The sequence below is a fragment of the Streptomyces sp. NPDC006655 genome, assembly GCF_040703965.1.
Taxonomy (GTDB): Bacteria; Actinomycetota; Actinomycetes; order Streptomycetales; family Streptomycetaceae; genus Streptomyces.
Genome location: NZ_JBEYJU010000014.1, coordinates 17,649 through 34,159, shown reverse-complemented (window position 1 = coordinate 34,159; position 16,511 = coordinate 17,649). Strand labels below are relative to the sequence as shown.

Here is a 16,511-nt window from a genome sequence, read left to right as displayed (position 1 = left end):
GGGGTGTGCCGCCGCCTGGTCCAGGTATCCAGGTCACGCCGCCCCACACGTACCACCACCCCGCTTCGCGGCGGGTGACCCGGTGCGTCCGCCGGGTCACGCCGCCGCGGGTCCGGAGGGTCGGGCGGTGTATGCGGCGAGGACGCGGGTGTGGTCCCGGTTCGACTGGCCCACGCCGGAGCAGCTGTCGGCGGAGCCGCCGGTCCAGGGCCGGTCGCGGTCGGCGGACCAGAAGGTTGGCCGCGCCAGGTGGACTGCGGTGGCGGTGCCGTCGCAGTCCACCGGCGTCAAGGAGGTGCGCCCCGTATCGCGCGGCTCAGACGACCGGCGCCTGCGCGAACTGCGTCCGGTAGAGCTCCGCGTACCGTCCCTCCGCCGCCAGCAACGACTCGTGGGTTCCCCGCTCCACGATCCGCCCGGCCTCCACCACCAGGATCTGGTCGGCGGACCGCACCGTCGACAGCCGGTGCGCGATGACCACGGCCGTACGCCCTTCCAGTGCCTCGGTGAGCGCCTCCTGGACGGCCGCCTCCGAGGTGTTGTCGAGGTGGGCGGTGGCCTCGTCGAGGATGACGACGCGCTGGCGGGCCAGCAGCAGCCGGGCGATGGTCATGCGCTGGCGCTCACCGCCGGAGAGCCGGTAACCGCGCTCGCCGACCACCGTGTCCAGGCCGTCGGGCAGGGATCGTACGACCTCGTCCAGGCGGGCGCGGCCGAGGGCCTCCCACAGTTCGTCGTCGGTGGCCGCGGGCCGGGCGAGCAGCAGGTTGGCGCGGACCGTGTCGTGGAAGAGGTGGCCGTCCTGGGTGACCATGCCGAGGGTGGCGCGCAGCGAGTCCGCGGTCAGGTCGCGGACGTCCACGCCGCCGACGCGGACGGCGCCCCCGTCGACGTCGTACAGGCGGGGCAGCAGCTGGGCGATGGTGGACTTGCCGGCGCCGGAGGAACCCACGAGGGCGACGGTCTGGCCGGGTTCGGCGCGGAAGGAGACGCCGTGCAGGACGTCGGCGCCGCCGCGCGTGTCGAGGACCGCGACCTCTTCGAGTGACGCGAGGGAGACCTGGTCGGCGGCCGGGTAGGCGAACCGGACGTCGTCGAACTCGACGGCGACCGGGCCGTCGGGGACCTCACGGGCGTCCGGTTTCTCCTCGATCAGGGGCTTCAGATCGAGCACTTCGAAGACCCGCTCGAAGCTGACCAGCGCGCTCATCACCTCGACGCGGGCGCCGGCGAGCGCGGTGAGCGGGGCGTACAGGCGGGTCAGCAGCAGGGCGAGGGAGACGACGGCGCCCGCCTGAAGGGTGCCGCGCAGCGCGAACCAGCCGCCGAGGCCGTAGACCAGGGCGAGGGCCAGCGAGGAGACCAGGGTCAGCGCGGTCATGAACACCGACTGGGCGGTGGCGGTGCGCACCCCGATGTCCCGGACCCGGGCGGCGCGCGCCGTGAACTCGGCGGACTCCTCCTCGGGTCGGCCGAAGAGCTTGATCAGGGTGGCGCCCGGGGCGGAGAACCGCTCGGTCATCCGGGTGCCCATGTCGGCGTTGAGGGCGGCGGCCTCGCGCTGCATGCGGGCCATCCGGCCGCCCATCCGGCGGGCGGGCACCACGAACAGCGGCAGCAGCACCAGCGCGAGCAGGGTGATCTGCCAGGACAGGGTGAGCATGACCACGAGCGTGAGCACCAGGGTGACCAGGTTGCTGACCACTCCGGAGAGGGTGCCCGCGAAGGCGCGCTGGGCGCCGATCACGTCGTTGTTGAGCCGGCTGACCAGCGCTCCCGTGCGCGTGCGGGTGAAGAACGCGACGGGCATGCGCTGCACGTGATCGAAGACGGCCGTGCGCAGGTCGAGGATGAGTCCCTCCCCGAGCGTCGCCGAGAGCCGCCGTCCGAGCACCCCGAGCGCCGCCTCCGCGACCGCGGCGAGCGCGATCAGCAGCGACAGCCGTACGACCGTGCCGGCGTCGTGCCCCGACACGATCGCGTCGACGACATGACCGGCGAGCACGGGGGTCGCGACGGCGAGCAGGGCGGTCACCACCCCGAGCAGGACGAAACGGACTATGCCCGCGCGGTGCGGGCGGGCGAAGGCGGCGATGCGGCGCAGCGTGGCCCGGTCGAACGGACGCCGCTCCTGCTGGGCGGTCATCACGCTGTGCAGCTGCATCCAGGCGGTGGTCTCCATACTCATGGAGGAGAACGTAGAACCTCAAGGTTCGTTGAGGTCAAGGTGTGCTCGCCTGCCCCCCCGTACGGAGCAACCCCAGCCGCATCCCGGCCGTCATCCGGAGTCTCCTCTTCCGCCACCCGGCGTTGGGCCGGCGCGGAGAACCTCTCGGGGTGTGACAGCGGAAAGAATCCCCGGCTTCCGTGAGAGCCGTCTCCCCCGGCTCGTCCGCCGCGTCCCGGTGCGGCACGTCCTCACCCTGGTGCCGCTCGTGCTCGTCGCGGTCATCGCGGTGCAGCACTGGCCGGTCCTCGTCGAGGGCTTCGGCCGGCTGCGGTCCGCCTCCTGGCCATGGCTGCTGGCGGCCGCCGGCGCCACCTGTCTGACCTGGGTGGCCGCGGCCTTCACCCGGCAGGGCGCGGTGATCCAGCCGCTGCCGCGCTGGCGGCTGCTGGCGACCCAGCTCGCGGCCGGCTCGGCCAACCACCTGCTGCCGACGGGCCTCGGCTCGGGTGCGGTCAACCTGCGGTTCATGACCGTGTGCGGGGTGCCGCTCGCCACCTCCTCGGCCGCGCTCGCCCTGTACCTGCTCGCCGAGTCGGTGGCCCGGGTGGGTCTGATGGCCGCCCTCTTCTTCGCCTTCCCCGACGCGCTGCGGCTGGACGGCCTGCTTCCCGCCGGGGACGCCGGCCCGGTGCTGGCCGCCGTCTGCGCGCTGTCGGCCGCGGCCCTGGGCGTGCTGTTCGGCGCCCGACGGGTGCGCGGGCCGGTGTTCCGGTTCGTGCGCACCGCGCTGAGCGAGGCCAGGTCGGTGCACGCGCGTCCGTCGCGGGCGCTGGCGCTGTGGGGCGGCTCGCTGGCGTTCCCCGCGCTCCAGGCGGTGGGCCTGGTGGCGGTGGGGCAGGCGCTGGGTCTTCGGTTGCCGCCCGCGCACATGGCGCTGGCCTACCTGGCGGCCACGGTCGCGGTCGCGCTGATCCCCACGCCGGGCGGCCTGGGTTCGGTGGAGGCGGCGCTGATCGTGGCGCTGGTGGCGGCGGGCGGCCCGGTGGCGGTGGTCACGGCGGTGGTGCTGGCGTACCGGATCATCACCGTATGGGTGCCGTTGCTGCCGGGAGCGCTGACCCTGGGAGCGTTGGTGCGACTGAAGGTCATCTGACCGGCGGCTTTTCAACTGCCCCGCACCGAGGCCGGTCTGAGCCGGTGTCGGTGCGAACCTCTGTGCGGATGCGGCAGGATGAGCGGTTGCACTACCGAACGGAGGTAACCGGTGAACCGAGCGCTCACCGTCGACGACCTGGTCCTGGCCTCGATCGCGCTGGCCGCGGGTCTGTTGCTGGCGTTTCTCTCGCGCGGGCTGCTGCGCTGGCTGGCCAAGCACGCCAAGCGGACCCGCTGGAGCGGTGACGACGTCGTCGTGGACGCGCTGCGCACGGTGGTCCCGTGGGCGGCGCTCGCGGGCGGCGCGGCGGCCGCGGCGGCGGTGCTGCCGCTGACGAAGACGGTCCAGCACCACACGAACCAGTGCCTTCAGGTGCTGCTGATCTTCGCGGTGACGGTGTCCGCGGCGCGGGTGATCGCCGGGCTCGTGCAGTCGGTCACCCAGTCCCGCTCCGGGGTCGCGGGATCGGCCACGATCTTCGTGAACATCACCCGGGTGCTGGTCCTCGCGATCGGTTTCCTGGTGGTGTTGCAGACGCTGGGCATCTCCATAGCGCCGCTGCTCACCGCCCTGGGGGTGGGCGGTCTCGCGGTCGCGCTGGCGCTCCAGGACACCCTCGCCAACCTCTTCGCGGGCATCCACATCCTCGCCTCGAAGACCGTCCAGCCGGGTGACTACATCCAGCTGAGCAGCGGCGAGGAGGGGTACGTCGTGGACATCAACTGGCGTCAGACGACCGTCCGTCAGCTCTCCAACAACCTGGTGGTCATCCCCAACGGCCAGCTGGCGAAGACCAACATGACCAACTACACGCGCCCCGAGCAGCGGTTGACGATCCTGGTGCAGGTGGGCGTGGCCTACGACAGCGACCTCGACCACGTCGAGCGGATCACGCACGAGGTCATCGCGGAGACGATGACCGAGATCACCGGCGCGGTCCCGGAGCACGAACCGGCCATCCGCTTCCACACGTTCGGCGACTCGCGGATCGGTTTCACGGTGATCCTCGGGGTCGGCGAGTTCAGCGACCAGTTCCGGATCAAGCACGAGTTCATCAAGCGCCTGCACCGCCGCTACCGCGAGGAGGGCATCCGCATCCCGGCCCCGGCCCGCACGGTGGCGCTCCAGCAGGGGGCCGTGGTGATCCCGCAGCAGCGCGTCACGGACGGGATGCCGTCCGGCCTGCCGCACACCGACTAGCCCCCGACCAGCCCCCCCGCCCGGGTCGCCTCCCCTGCCGGGTCGCCCCCTCTGCCGAGGCGCCTAGAGCGTCGCCGAGTTGTCGTGGTGGTGGCCGCCGCGCAGGCTGTGCGGGGTGGCCGGGGCCGGGGTCACCGGGGTGACCGTCCAGTCCGGGTGACCGGGCATCCGCGGGGTCGTCGTGCCGTAGAGCCAGTCGCGCAGGAAACCGGACTGGTCCTGGACGGAGACCTCCGAGGCCACGGCGATGTAGTCCGCCGTCGAGGCCGAGCGGCGGCGGAAGCGCTCCAGGAAGGTGCGCTCGACGGCGTGGAAGACGTCCTCGCCGACCAGCTCGCGGAAGGCGTACAGGGTCAGGACGCCCCCGAGGTAGCGCTGGCTGTCGAAGAGGTCGACCGCGTTCGGGGCGGCCACCGGCCCCGAGTCGTGGCGCCACTGGTCGCCGCGGGCGTAGGTGTCCTTCATCCGGGCCTCCATGGTGGTGAGGCCCAGGGAGTCCGGCCAGCCGCGCTCGTAGCGGTAGAGCAGCCCGTAGAAGTCGGCGTGGCCCTCGTTCAGCCACAGGTCGGCCCAGGTGGCGGGCGAGACCAGGTTGCCGAAGTAGGAGTGGACCAGCTCGTGCATCATGTGCGAGCCGATCCGCGCCTCCTCCTGGAGCAGGAAGTTCGGCTTGTAGAGGGTGAGGGTCTGGGTCTCCAGGCCGGTGAAGTCGAAGGCGGCCGGGTCGTCGGAGTTGCAGGGCAGCAGGCCGTAGGTCTCGAACGGGAAGGCGACGCCGAGCCGGTCCTCCAGCCAGCCCACCTGGCCCGGGGTGAGGGCGAGCGCCGGTTCCAGGGCGGCGGCCCGAGCCGTGGGGACGACGTCCCGCAGCGGCAGGCCGTGCGGGCCCTGCCGGTCCCTGACCAGGTAGTCGCCGACGGTGATCTGGACGAGTTCGGTGGCGATCGGCGAGCGGGAGCGGTACGAGTAGGCCGTCCGGTCGCCGGGGAGGTCCTCGACGCAGGTGAGCAGGCCGTTCGCGACCCCGCGCACGCCGCTGGGGACGGTGATGCGGAAGGTGAAGTCCGCCTTGTCCGACGGGTGGTCGTTGCACGGGAAGACGGTGTGCGCGGAGTCCGGCTGCGGGCAGATCGCGAAGCCGTCGGGGGTGGGCACCCAGGCGGTGTGCGGGAGGGTCCGGCGCGGGTCGGCCGAGTAGGTCACGCACACCGTGACCTCGTCGCACTCGCGCAGCGGCCGGACCGGGGTGATCCGCAGCTTCTCGCCCACCAGCTCGAAGGCGGCGGCCCGGTTGTCGACGCGCACGGCGGATATGTCCAGGCCGAGAGCGTCCAGGGAGAGGCGGGACAGGTTCTCGGTGGTGCGCACGCGCAGGGTCGCGGTGCCGGCGACGAGGCGGGTCGTGGCGTCGTAGGCGAGGTCGAGGTCGTAGGCGCGGACGCGGTAGCCGTCGTTGCCGAGGGCCGGGAAGACGGGGTCGCCGAGGGTCTCGGGGCCCGGTGCCGGCACCTCGCCCCCGGCCCTCGCGGCGCCCCTCTTCTCCCCCGCGGAGAAGGGACGCGCGAGGGCCGGGGCCCCCGTGGCCAGGACGGTCGCCGTGCCGAGCAGGGCGACCGCCGGGGCCGTCACTCTGGTGCGATATCTCATCGTCGGCTTTCACTCGGGTTTCGCTGGGCGGACGGGTGGTCGGTCCGTCCGGCGGCCGGTGGTGGCGGCTCGTCTTGTTGACCACCGTGGTGACCGATTCGGTTGCCTGTCGTATGACAGTCGGATCTTCCGAGTCGCGGACCCCTGTCGAGACCGGGTCGGTCAAGAGATATCTTGATGTCGAGCAATGTTGCAGACGTGGAGCGGAGCACCCGGTGACTGACTCGACCATCATCTACACCTACACAGACGAGGCCCCGGCCCTGGCGACGCATTCGTTCCTGCCGGTGGTCCAGGCGTACGCCTCGCAGGCCGGTGTCGCCGTGGACACCCGCGACATCTCGCTGGCCGGGCGCATCATCGCGCACTTCCCGGAGTACCTGAACGAGGACCAGCGCATCCCGGACGCGCTGGCCGAGCTGGGCGACCTGGCGAAGACCCCCGAGGCCAACATCGTCAAGCTGCCGAACATCTCGGCGTCGATCCCGCAGCTGAAGGCCGCGGTCGCCGAGCTCCAGGGCAAGGGCTACGCGCTGCCGGACTACCCGGACGACCCGAAGACCGACGAGGAGCGCGAGATCCGCGCCCGCTACGACAAGGTCAAGGGTTCCGCCGTGAACCCGGTCCTGCGTGAGGGCAACTCGGACCGCCGCGCCCCCGCCTCGGTGAAGAACTACGCCAAGACCCACCCGCACCGCATGGGCGCCTGGACGCCCGAGTCCAAGACCGACGTGGCCACCATGGGCGAGAACGACTTCCGCTCCACCGAGAAGTCCGTGGTGATCTCCGAGGCCGGCACGCTGCGGATCGAGCTGGTCGCCGAGGACGGCACCACCACCGTCCTCAAGGACTCCGTACCGGTCCTGGAAGGCGAGGTCGTCGACGCCTCCGTGCTGCACGTCGCGCAGCTCAACGACTTCCTGGCCGCGCAGATCGCCCGCGCCAAGCAGGAGGGCGTGCTGTTCTCCGTGCATCTGAAGGCCACGATGATGAAGGTCTCCGACCCGATCATCTTCGGTCACGTGGTGCGCGCCTTCTTCCCGAAGACGTTCGCGAAGTACGGCCAGACCCTGAAGGCGGCCGGCCTGTCCCCGAACGACGGCCTGGGCGGCATCTACAAGGGCCTGGAGAACCTGCCGGAGGGCGCCGAGATCAAGGCCTCCTTCGACGCCGAGATCGCCGAGGGCCCGGCCCTCGCGATGGTCGACTCCGACAAGGGCATCACCAACCTGCACGTCCCCTCGGACGTCATCATCGACGCCTCGATGCCGGCCATGATCCGCACGTCCGGCCACATGTGGGGCCCGGACGGCCAGGAGGCCGACACCCTCGCGGTCATCCCGGACTCCTCCTACGCCGGTGTCTACCAGGCCGTGATCGAGGACTGCCGGGCCAACGGCGCCTTCGACCCGTCCACCATGGGCTCGGTCCCGAACGTGGGCCTGATGGCGCAGAAGGCCGAGGAGTACGGCTCCCACGACAAGACCTTCGAGATCGCCACCGCCGGCACGGTCCGCGTGGTCGACGCCGCCGGCAACGCCCTGATCGAGCAGCCGGTCGCCGCCGGTGACATCTTCCGCGCCTGCCAGACCAAGGACGCGCCGATCAAGGACTGGGTGAAGCTGGCCGTCACCCGCGCCCGCGCCACCGGCGACCCGGCCGTCTTCTGGCTGGACGAGGGCCGCGCCCACGACGCCAACCTGATCGCCAAGGTCGAGCAGTACCTGGCGGAGCACGACACCGAGGGCCTGGACATCCGTGTCCTGTCCCCGGTGGAGGCCACCAGGCTGTCGGTGGAGCGCATCCGCCGCGGCGAGAACACCATCTCCGTCACCGGCAACGTGCTGCGCGACTACCTGACCGACCTCTTCCCGATCCTGGAGCTGGGCACCAGCGCCAAGATGCTGTCGGTCGTCCCGCTGATGGCGGGCGGTGGCCTGTTCGAGACCGGTGCCGGCGGCTCCGCCCCCAAGCACGTCCAGCAGCTGGTCAAGGAGAACTACCTGCGCTGGGACTCGCTCGGCGAGTTCTTCGCCCTGGTGCCGTCCTTCGAGCAGTACGCCGAGTTCACCGGCAACGCCCGCGCCAAGGTGCTGGCCGACACCCTCGACCGGGCCACGGCGACCTTCCTCAACGAGGACAAGTCCCCGACCCGTCGCGTCGGCGGCATCGACAACCGCGGCAGCCACTTCTACCTGTCCCTGTACTGGGCGCAGGAGCTGGCGAAGCAGACCGAGGACGCGGAGCTCGCCAAGGCGTTCGCGCCGCTCGCCGAGACGCTCACCGCCAACGAGCGGAAGATCGTCGAGGAGCTGAACGCCGTCCAGGGCTCGTCCGTCGACATCGGCGGCTACTACCAGCCGGAGAAGGCCAAGGCGGACGCGGTCATGCGCCCGTCGGCGACCTGGAACGCGGCGCTCGCGGCGCTCTGAGCCGAAGCCGCCTCCTGAAGTTCTGAAGTCTCCGCCCCGGCAGGCACCCCGCCTGCCGGGGCGGAGCCCTGTCCGCGCCGCTGCGGCGTTGCCGTGGGTCGCCGACGTCCGCCACTGCGGCCGCAGGTGCCCCATCGCGTCGCCCGCCTCGGCGGTGCGCCGCTTCACCCGCGCCTGCCGGAACCCCGCACGCCGCTCACCCCGGCCGACGAGTCACCGCCGCCGGCCAGCGACGTGACCGCCGGGCGGTCCCTGACCGCCGCCGCGGCCGGCCGTGTGTATCTCGTTCGTGAAGTCTGCATGTCACGCGCTGCGGGTGTCTGGTCCGTCCGGATCCGCTGTGGTTCGCTCGGCGCATGACGGTGCTTGTGAGCCGACGCCACGTGGACTTCGTGCGTGTCACCACCATGGGGTGTCCCGCCGTGAGCTGACGCTCCGGCCCGGCCCCCGCCCCCGCCCTCCGTTCCGCCGACGCGTGCCCGTACGCGCACGCGGTCATGCCTTCCCGCACGAGGAGCAGCACCATGAGCCAGCCCATCGACTCCGTCACCGCCGGTCACACGCCCGCGGAGCAGCCCGCCGGGCCCGACACCTCGGCCTGGTCGTTCGAGACCCGGCAGATCCACGCCGGAGCCGTGCCCGACCCGACGACCGGCGCCCGCGCGACGCCGATCTACCAGACGACGTCGTTCGTCTTCCGGGACACCCAGCACGCCGCCGACCTGTTCGCGCTCGCCGAGCCCGGCAACATCTACACCCGGATCCACAACCCCACCCAGGACGTCTTCGAGCAGCGGATCGCCGCCCTGGAGGGCGGGGTCGCGGCGGTGGCGCTGGCCTCCGGGCAGGCCGCGGAGACCCTGGCGATCCTGACACTGGCGGGCGCGGGCGACCACATCGTCTCCAGCACGTCGCTCTACGGCGGCACGTACAACCTGTTCCGGCACACGCTGCCCAGGTTCGGCATCGAGGTGTCCTTCGTGGACGACCCGGACGACGCCGAGGCCTGGCGGGCCGCGATCCGCCCGAACACCAAGGCGCTGTTCGCGGAGACGCTGGGCAACCCGCGCGGCAACGTCCTCGACGTGCGGTCGGTCGCGGACGTGGCGCACGCGGCGGGGGTGCCGCTGATCGTGGACAACACGGTCCCGACGCCGTACCTGCTGCGGCCCCTGGAGCACGGCGCGGACATCGTGGTGCACTCCGCGACCAAGTTCCTCGGCGGGCACGGCACGGCGATCGCGGGTGTGGTCGTGGACGGCGGCACCTTCGACTTCGGCGCCCACGCCGACCGCTTCCCGGACTTCACCGAGCCCGACCCCAGCTACCACGGCCTGCGGTACTGGCCGGCGCTCGGACCGGGCGCGTTCGCGATCAAGCTGCGGGTGCAGCTGCTGCGCGATCTCGGCCCGGCGCTCTCCCCGCACTCGGCGTTCCTGCTGCTCCAGGGTGTGGAGACGCTCAGCCTGCGGCTGGAGCGGCACTCGGCCAACGCCCAGGCGCTCGCCGAGTGGCTGGAACAGCGCGACGAGGTCGCCGCCGTCCACTATCCGGGCCTGCCGTCCAGCCCCTGGTACAGGGCGGGGCGGACGTACCTGCCCAACGGCGCCGGCGCGATCGTCTCCTTCGAACTGCGGGACGGCATCGAGGCGGGCAAGCGGTTCGTGGACGCGGTCGAGCTGTTCAGTCACCTCGCCAACATCGGTGACGTGCGCAGCCTGATCATCCACCCGGCGTCCACCACCCACAGCCAGCTGGACGAGGCCCAGTTGACGGCGACCGGGACCGCACCGGGCCTGGTGCGGCTGTCGGTCGGCCTCGAGAACCTCGCCGACCTCAAGGCCGACCTGGAGGCCGGCTTCCGCGCCGCCAAGGACGCGGCGTCCTGAACGCCGTGCCCCGTCCCGCGGTTCCCCTTCCGCCGGCCTTCGGGGCCTGGCGGGAGGGGGATCCGCCCGGCCGGCGCCGGTGGCATGCCGCACGGCGCCCGCTGCCGCTGGAGGCCGGCGGTGAACTCCCCGGCGTGCGGCTGGCGTTCGAGACCTGGGGCCGGCTCGCGCCGGACGCCTCCAACGCGGTGCTCGTCCTGCACGCGCTCACCGGTGACAGCCACGTCGCCGGTCCCGCCGGACCGGGGCATCCCACGCCGGGCTGGTGGGACGGGCTGGTCGGGCCGGGACTGGCCCTGGACACCGACCGGTGGTTCGTGGTCGCCCCGAACGTGCTGGGCGGCTGCCAGGGCAGTACCGGACCGGCTTCCCCGCGAGCCGCAGGGCGCGGGCCGTGGGGCGGTGCCTTTCCCTTCCTGACCCAGCGTGACCAGGTCGCGGCGGAGGCCGGGCTCGCCGACGCGCTGGGCGTCGGGCGGTGGGCGCTGGTGGTCGGCGGCTCCATGGGCGGGATGCGGGCCGTGGAGTGGGCGGTGTCGTACCCGGAGCGGGTCGGCGCCCTGCTGCTGCTCGCCACGACGGCGGCGGCCGGTGCCGAGCAGATCGCCTGGACCAACGCCCAGCTCGGCGCGATCCGTGCCGACCCCGACTGGCACGGCGGCGACTACCACGGCACGGGCCGCGCCCCGCACGCGGGACTGGGACTGGCCCGCCGGATCGCCCAGGTCACCTACCGGAGCGAGGCCGAGCTCCAGGCCCGCTTCGGCCGCGCCCCGCAGGGCGCCGAGGACCCCTTCCACGGGGGCCGCTACCAGGTCGAGTCCTATCTCGACCACCACGCCGCCAAGCTGCTGCGGCGCTTCGACGCGGGCAGCTACGTGGTGCTCTCGGAGGCCATGAACGCCCACGACGTGGGCCGCGGGCGGGGCGGGGTGCGCGGGGCCCTCGCCCGGGTCACGGCCCGGACGCTGGTCGCGGGCGTGGACTCCGACCGGCTGTATCCCCCGGCCCAGCAGGCCGAGCTGGCGGCGCTGATCCCGTCCGCCGACCGGCTCCGGCTGATCGAGTCGCCGTACGGCCACGACGGGTTCCTGATCGAGACCGGGCAGGTGGGCGCGCTGGTACGGGAGTTGCTCGGCTGATTGGTCCCGCCGCCGTCGGTGTGGCACCTTGATCCTCCTCGCCGTCCGCACCGATGCCCGGAGCCGCCCGTGTCCCAGCCGTCGTACGAACTCCTGCCCGGCGCCGACGAGTCGCCCGTGCTCCTGCACGTGCCGCACTCGGCGCGGACGGTTCCGGCCGCGGTCAGGGCCGGGATCGAACTCGACGACACCGCGCTGGAGCGGGAGTTGGACCACATCACGGACGCGCACACGGCCGAGCTGGCGGAGGCGGCGGCCGCGCTGGCGGGCGTCACCCCCTGGCGGTTCGTCAACCGGCTGTCGCGGCTCGTCGTGGACCCGGAGCGGTTCCCCGACGAACGGGAGGAGATGCTCGCCGTCGGGATGGGGGCGGTGTACACGCGGACCACGCACCGGGAGGTGCTGCGGGCCGACGGGTTCGACCCCGAGCCGTTGGTCGCCCGGTACTTCCGGCCGTACGCCGCGGCGATGACGCGAGCGGTGGCCGGGCGGCTCGCCGCGACCGGCCGGGCAGTGGTGATCGACCTGCACTCCTACCCGAGCCTGGCGCTGCCCTACGAGCTGCACGGGGCGGGGCCGCGGCCACCGGTGTGCCTGGGGACGGATCGCTTCCACACGCCAAGGGAGCTGACGCGGGCGGCGCGCAGGGCGTTCGCGGGATGCGGGGAGACGGGGCTGGACAGTCCGTTCGGCGGGACCTACGTACCGCTGGAGTACTACGGGACGGATGCGCGGGTCGGCGCGCTGATGGTGGAGATCCGGCGGGACCTGTACATGACCGAGCCGGGCGGTCCGGCCGGTGCGGGTCTGGGGCGGCTCGCCACCGCGCTCGCCACGCTGGTGGACTCCCTCGGCCGCTGAGTCCGCGGCGGCCCGGCCGCGTTCACCCATCCGGCTGGAGCACTCCCGCAGGACACCGGGTTCGGGCCGTACGACCGTGGAGGCATGACCACGGAGACGACCGCGCCCACGCCCACGGAGACGACCGCCCGCACCTCGGCGGAACCCGCCCCGCCCGGTTGTCCCGGGGTGGCCGCGAGCGTCTGTCCCGAGGCGGCCGCGGCCGTCCGCGGGGCCGCGCCGCCGGTACGGGAGTGGCCCGCGCTGGAGCTGGCGGGGACGGAGTTCGACCCGGTCCTCGCCGCCCTGATGGCGGAGGGTCCCGTCACCCGGATCCGGCTGCCGTTCGGCGAGGGCTGGGCGTGGCTCGCCACCCGGTACGAGGACGTCAGGACCGTCACCAACGACCCGAGGTTCAGCCGCGCGGCGGTCACCCGACGGCAGGTGACCCGGCTCGCCCCGCACTTCGCACCGCGTCCCGGCTCGCTGGCCTGGGCCGACCAGCCCGACCACAACCGGCTGCGCAAGCCGGTCGCCGGCGCCTTCACGGTCTCCGCGATGAAGCGGCTGCGGCCCCGGGCCCAGCGGCTCCTCGACGAACTGGTCGACGGGGTGGTGCGGGACGGGCCGCCCGCCGATCTGGTCGCGCGGGTCCTGGAGCCGTTTCCGATCACCGTGGTCAGTGAGGTGATGGGGGTACCGGAGGCGGACCGGGAGCGGGTGCACGCCTGGACCCGGCGGATCATCTCCACCTCGGGCGGCGCCGAGGCCGCGGACGCGGCCAAGCAGGGGCTGTACGGGTGGATCACCGAGACGGTGCGCGCGCGCTCGAACAGCACCGGCGACGACGTGTACTCGCTGCTCGGGGCTGCCGTGGCGCGGGGCGAGATCGAGGCGGAGGAGGCCGTGGGACTGGCCGGCCCGCTGCAGATCGGCGGCGAGGCGGTGACCCACAACTGCGGCCAGATGCTGTTCCTGGTGCTCACCCGGCCGGAGCTGATGGCACGGTTGCGTGAGCGGCCGGCGGAGCGCGGGCCGGTCCTGGAGGAACTGCTGCGCTGGATCCCGCACCGCAGCACCGTGGGGCTGGCCCGGATCGCCCTGGAGGACGTCGAGCTGGCCGACGGCACCCGGATCGCGGCCGGCGATCCGGTGTACGTCTCCTACCTCGCCGCCAACCGCGACCCGGCCGTCTTCCCGGACCCGGACCGCATCGTCCCGGACCGCGAGCCCAACCCGCATCTCGCCTTCGGCCACGGCCCGCACCACTGCACGGGCGCGGTCCTCGCCCGGCTCCAGACCGAACTGCTGGTCGACACCCTGCTCGACCGGTTGCCGGGGCTGCGGCTCGCGGTGCCGGCCGAGGACGTGCGGTGGCGCCGCAGGACGATGATCCGCGGGCCGCGCACCCTGCCCGTCACCTGGTGACCTGGCCCGGACCCCTCAGGCCCGCAGCCACTCCGTGACGATCACTTCCCCGCCGGCCCGCAGCCGCAGCGCGAACGGTCCGGCGGGCGGGGTGTCGACGGCGAACCGCCCCATGCCGTCGGCCGTGAGCGGGTGCCCGGCCGCCGGGCCGCCGAGCACCTCGACGCGCGCGGGCTGCGGGGGCAGCACCTGGCCGAGCAGTCCTTCGCCGGTGAGCTCGACGTCCACGGTGAGTCCGCCCGCCCGGAAGGTCAGCATCCGGGGCGGGTCCTCGGCTCCTCTGACCGGGACGGCGTCGACGAGCGAGTCGAAGGTCAGCTCGGCGATCCGGGCGTCCAGATCGTGCAACGCATAGGCGTCCATGGCCGTTTGCAGCAGGCCGGCCGGGAGCGGGTCGAGCACGGCGGCCGCCTGGCGCAGCTCCTCCTCCAGGGCGTCCAGGTCGAACCCGGCGTCGCCGTGGCCCTCTTCGTCCGGGAACAGGTCGTTCACGCCGCACCCCTCGCGTCGAGCCGGGCCCGCAGCCGGCGCAGGCAGCGCTGGCGCAGCGGGCCGATGCTGCCCACCGCGATGCCCAGCGCCACGGACACCTCGACATAGCTGGGCGGCGGCGAGGCCATCAGGACGCGCAGCAACTGCCTGCACCGGTCGCCGAGTTCCTCCAGCTCCTGCCAGAGCAGGCGGATCCGCTCGGCCTCGGCCGCCCGTTCCTCGGCGTCGATCAGGGACTGCTCGGGCGTGCGGTCCTCGCTGATCCGGTCCAGGACCTGGGGGTCGTCGGTCGGCATCAGCCGGGTCAGCCCCCGGATCACCTTCAGGCATTCGTTGCGGGCCGTACTGGCCAGCCAGGAACCGGCCTTGTCGGGTTCCCGGATGCGGCCCAGGTGCTGGGCGAACCGGAACCACACCGTCTGGTACACCTCGTGCCCGTCGGCGTCGGAGAGCCGGTGCGCGCGCACCACGGACCACACCAGCGGGCTCAGCCCTTCCACGAGCGCCTTCCAGGCCGCCGCGTCACCGTCGACGGCGGACTGGACCAGCGCGCCGACCTCTGCTCGGTCCACGGTCCCACCCCTCGTGTACGGCAAGTCATCGTACGCCGTGGAGGGGAGTGTTCCGGAACTCAGGCCGAGGCGGCCAGGTGGACGACCGGAACCGGCTGCCAGGTGGCCGGGCGGAGCGCCGGGACCTGCGCCCCGCGCACCTCGGCGTACTCCGCGGCCGCCGCGAGCAGCCGGGCCCGCGCGGCGCGCGGGTCGGTCTCCTGGTGGGTGGTCATCCAGTCGGCGACGAGGCCGGCGACCACGGGGGTGGCGAACGATGTTCCACTCCACTGTGCGAATCCTTCGAACATCACTTGGTCGGGTTTGCCGGGGCCGGTCGTCCCGGTGTCGGTCAGCACGCCGGTGTGGCGCGGGTACTGGCAGGTGCAGGCGTAGGTGAAGCCGAACCGGCAGGCCTCGTAGGTGGTGTGCTGGTAGACGTACGGCACGGGCGCGTCGAAACCGGCCAGCGGGCCGGTGAGCAGCTCGCCGGGGGCGTAGACGTCGACCCAGTCGCCGTGGTTGGTGAAGCAGGCGCCGGACACGCCGTCGCTGCGCAGCGCGCCCACCGACAGGACGGTGTCCTCGTAGCCGGTGAGATCCGCGCAGGCGGCGGGCCAGAAGCAGGTCTCGCTGCCGTTGTTGCCGGCCGCGGCGACGAGCAGGGTGGGCTGGCCGCGCAGGGCCTCCATGAAGGCCTCGACGCCCAGCAGTCCGTCGGCGCTGCCGTTCGAGGTGCCGGCGGACAGGCTGATGATGTCCGGCCAGCCGTGCCGGTCGACCGCCTCGAAGAGCTTGCCGCCGAACTCGGACTCCAGGATGGCACCCACGTCGTTCATGGTGTTGGTGACGGTGATGTCCGTGTTGGGGGCGAGGGCGGCGATGAGGCCGGCGATGAACGTGCCGTGGCCGACGTACTGCTGGAGGACTCCTTCGGCGTCGGTCTCGGTGATCTGCGGGTCGCCCTGGGCGTGGGCGAGCAGCGGGTAGGAGCGGTAGTCGTGCACCAGGCCGGTGTCGATCACCAGGACGCGGACCGCGGTGTCCGGGTCGTGACCGCCCGGTGCGGCCCCCGGGTTGGGCGTCTGGGTGAGCAGGGCCGGCAGGGGTTCGCAGGGGTTGCAGGAGTTGGCGTTCGTGGTGGCGACCACGTGGTTGCGGCTGACCATCCGGCGTCCGGTGCGGTCCTCCGCCTCCCGCAGGGCGCGCAGCGCGTGACCGACCGCGTGGTCCGCCGTGTGGTCGCCGTGGTTCGGGTCACCGACCCGGATCCGGGTGACCCCGGTGCGGTTGCGCTCGGGGCCGGTCCTGCCGACGTGGTCGGCGACCAGTCCGGCGGTCGCGGTGAAGTGGGCGCGCACGGTGTCCTCGACGACCCGGGCCTCCGCCCCGTCGCGGGCGAGCACGACCCCCTTCTCGTACAGGAACTCGGCGGAGTCCTCCGGCCCCATCGCCAGTGGAACGTCCGGCATGGAGCGCTGGATGTGATCGAACTGCTCCTGGAACCGTTGCGGTGCCATGACTTGTCCTCCCCCGTGAAACGGCGTTCTCCAGTCAGAGTCGC

13 protein-coding genes are annotated in these 16,511 nt (G+C 72.8%); 7 read left to right on the top strand and 6 right to left on the bottom strand.

The window, feature by feature from the left end:
* Positions 1-96 precede the first annotated feature (96 nt).
* Both AB0958_RS11055 and AB0958_RS11050 read right to left on the bottom strand, forming a co-directional pair.
* A complete protein-coding gene (locus AB0958_RS11055; protein ID WP_366890160.1) occupies positions 97-291 on the bottom strand; it encodes a hypothetical protein in 195 nt (64 codons plus the stop codon).
* A 25-nt stretch (positions 292-316) separates the two neighbouring features.
* Entirely contained in the window at positions 317-2,182 is a 1,866-nt protein-coding gene (locus AB0958_RS11050; protein ID WP_366890156.1) for an ABC transporter ATP-binding protein, read from the bottom strand.
* 157 nt (positions 2,183-2,339) lie between these two features.
* On the opposite strand from AB0958_RS11050, the gene AB0958_RS11045 reads away from it, so the two are divergent.
* Both AB0958_RS11045 and AB0958_RS11040 read left to right on the top strand, forming a co-directional pair.
* Complete coding sequence (locus tag AB0958_RS11045) at positions 2,340-3,323, top strand: lysylphosphatidylglycerol synthase transmembrane domain-containing protein (RefSeq protein ID WP_366890062.1); 984 nt, start codon at positions 2,340-2,342, stop codon at positions 3,321-3,323.
* 111 nt (positions 3,324-3,434) lie between these two features.
* Entirely contained in the window at positions 3,435-4,526 is a 1,092-nt protein-coding gene (locus AB0958_RS11040) for a mechanosensitive ion channel family protein (RefSeq protein WP_366890061.1), read from the top strand.
* Positions 4,527-4,589: 63 nt separating this feature from the next.
* On the opposite strand, the gene AB0958_RS11035 is transcribed toward AB0958_RS11040, so the two are convergent.
* Positions 4,590-6,173, bottom strand: a complete 1,584-nt coding sequence (locus tag AB0958_RS11035; RefSeq protein WP_366890060.1) for a M1 family metallopeptidase — start codon at positions 6,171-6,173, stop codon at positions 4,590-4,592.
* Between the two features lie 215 nt (positions 6,174-6,388).
* On the opposite strand from AB0958_RS11035, the gene AB0958_RS11030 reads away from it, so the two are divergent.
* From AB0958_RS11030 to AB0958_RS11010, 5 genes are all read left to right on the top strand, one after another.
* Positions 6,389-8,605: an NADP-dependent isocitrate dehydrogenase gene (locus AB0958_RS11030; RefSeq protein WP_366890059.1), complete on the top strand. Its 2,217-nt coding sequence runs from the start codon at positions 6,389-6,391 to the stop codon at positions 8,603-8,605.
* A gap of 524 nt (positions 8,606-9,129) precedes the next feature.
* Positions 9,130-10,494, top strand: a complete 1,365-nt coding sequence (locus AB0958_RS11025) for a bifunctional o-acetylhomoserine/o-acetylserine sulfhydrylase (protein ID WP_366890058.1) — start codon at positions 9,130-9,132, stop codon at positions 10,492-10,494.
* Positions 10,491-11,636, top strand: a complete 1,146-nt coding sequence (locus AB0958_RS11020; RefSeq protein ID WP_366890155.1) for a homoserine O-acetyltransferase — start codon at positions 10,491-10,493, stop codon at positions 11,634-11,636. The genes AB0958_RS11025 and AB0958_RS11020 overlap by 4 nt, the downstream gene beginning before the upstream one ends.
* A 69-nt stretch (positions 11,637-11,705) precedes the next feature.
* Positions 11,706-12,497, top strand: a complete 792-nt coding sequence (locus AB0958_RS11015; protein WP_366890057.1) for an N-formylglutamate amidohydrolase — start codon at positions 11,706-11,708, stop codon at positions 12,495-12,497.
* Positions 12,498-12,581: 84 nt separating this feature from the next.
* On the top strand, positions 12,582-13,904 hold the full coding sequence (locus AB0958_RS11010; RefSeq protein WP_366890056.1) for a cytochrome P450: 1,323 nt from the start codon (positions 12,582-12,584) through the stop codon (positions 13,902-13,904).
* Between the two features lie 15 nt (positions 13,905-13,919).
* Here the strand turns inward: AB0958_RS11010 and AB0958_RS11005 are convergent, their stop codons facing one another.
* The 3 genes from AB0958_RS11005 to AB0958_RS10995 are packed head-to-tail and all read right to left on the bottom strand — an operon-like array spanning position 13,920 to position 16,467.
* Positions 13,920-14,396 (bottom strand): hypothetical protein, encoded by a 477-nt coding sequence (locus AB0958_RS11005; protein ID WP_366890055.1) that lies wholly within the window; start codon positions 14,394-14,396, stop codon positions 13,920-13,922.
* Positions 14,393-15,031, bottom strand: a complete 639-nt coding sequence (locus AB0958_RS11000; RefSeq protein WP_366890154.1) for a sigma-70 family RNA polymerase sigma factor — start codon at positions 15,029-15,031, stop codon at positions 14,393-14,395. The genes AB0958_RS11005 and AB0958_RS11000 overlap by 4 nt, the downstream gene beginning before the upstream one ends.
* The gene (locus tag AB0958_RS10995) at positions 15,028-16,467 is read right to left on the bottom strand and encodes a S8/S53 family peptidase (protein ID WP_366890054.1); all 1,440 of its coding nucleotides are present in this window, start codon (positions 16,465-16,467) and stop codon (positions 15,028-15,030) included. Before AB0958_RS10995 ends, AB0958_RS11000 begins: the two co-directional genes overlap by 4 nt.
* Positions 16,468-16,511: the final 44 nt, after the last annotated feature.